This is a genomic window from Amycolatopsis keratiniphila subsp. keratiniphila, assembly GCF_001620365.2.
Classification (GTDB): Bacteria; Actinomycetota; Actinomycetes; order Mycobacteriales; family Pseudonocardiaceae; genus Amycolatopsis; species Amycolatopsis keratiniphila.
Genome location: NZ_LQMT02000011.1, coordinates 64,092 through 64,627 on the forward strand (window position 1 = coordinate 64,092; position 536 = coordinate 64,627).

At 65.1% G+C, this 536-nt stretch carries 2 protein-coding genes; both read left to right on the top strand.

Features of this window, described 5'->3' with window-relative positions; translation table 11 throughout:
• Window positions 1–84: 84 nt before the first annotated feature.
• Entirely contained in the window at window positions 85–291 is a 207-nt protein-coding gene (locus AVR91_RS11240) for a heavy-metal-associated domain-containing protein (RefSeq protein ID WP_072026722.1), read from the top strand.
• A gap of 5 nt (window positions 292–296) precedes the next feature.
• Window positions 297–515: a CDGSH iron-sulfur domain-containing protein gene (locus AVR91_RS11245; RefSeq protein ID WP_072026723.1), complete on the top strand. Its 219-nt coding sequence runs from the start codon at window positions 297–299 to the stop codon at window positions 513–515.
• The last annotated feature ends 21 nt before the right edge of the window (window positions 516–536 follow it).

Sequence of the window (536 nt, forward strand, 5' to 3'; positions counted from 1 at the left end):
AGGCCTTCACGGACTTTGGCGTGCCCCGAGGCGATGCTATACCCTACGGGGGTAATGTAATAGCGAAGCGAAGGGTGAGAGCTGATGGACACCACCGTGTACACGGTCAAGGGCATGACCTGCTCGGGCTGCATGAACAAGGTGACGACGGCGGTGAACGGTGTCGCCGGGGTCAGCGAGGTGGACGCGGACATCGCGACCGGCGAGGTGACCGTCGTGAGCGAGGGGCCGGTCGACGCGCAGCTGGTGCGGTCCGCGGTCGCAGAAGCCGGCTACGAGGTGGTCGGCTGACGGAGATGGCTGACAACGGAGCCGAACCGGCCGTCGTCGTCAAGGTCGTGGACAACGGGCCGTATCAGGTGAAGGGGTCCATCCGGCTGGTCGATCACGACGGCAACGAATACGAGATCAGCGGGCGTACGCACTTGCTGTGCCGGTGCGGCAATTCGGCGAAAAAGCCGTTCTGCGACGGAGCCCATGTCCGGACCGGGTTCACGGCGGCCAGGGCGGAATGAGAAGCGGGCGGGTGACATGAG